Source organism: Ensifer sp. ZNC0028, assembly GCF_000799055.1.
Taxonomy (GTDB): domain Bacteria; phylum Pseudomonadota; class Alphaproteobacteria; order Rhizobiales; family Rhizobiaceae; genus Ensifer.
The window spans coordinates 1-204 of sequence record NZ_JTLA01000247.1; the positions used below are offsets into that span (position 1 = coordinate 1).

Below are 204 nucleotides of genomic sequence, written 5' to 3' on the forward strand. Positions count from 1 at the left end.
CGTCGACCATGACCATGGCGCCGTACTTGTCGGCGAGATCGCAGACACCACCGAGATTGGCGATGATGCCATCCATCGAGAACACGCCGTCGGTGGCGATCAGCTTGAAGCGGCTGCCCTCCGCCTTCTTCAGCTCCTCTTCCAGCGCCGCCATGTCATTGTTGGCATAACGGAAGCGCTTGGCCTTCGACAGCCGCACGCCGT

At 61.8% G+C, this 204-nt stretch carries 1 protein-coding gene; it reads right to left on the reverse strand.

The genetic code is table 11. The features are described from left to right. A partial coding sequence (locus L981_RS32860; protein WP_043627114.1) for an aminotransferase class I/II-fold pyridoxal phosphate-dependent enzyme occupies positions 1–204 on the reverse strand: 204 nt, incomplete at both ends.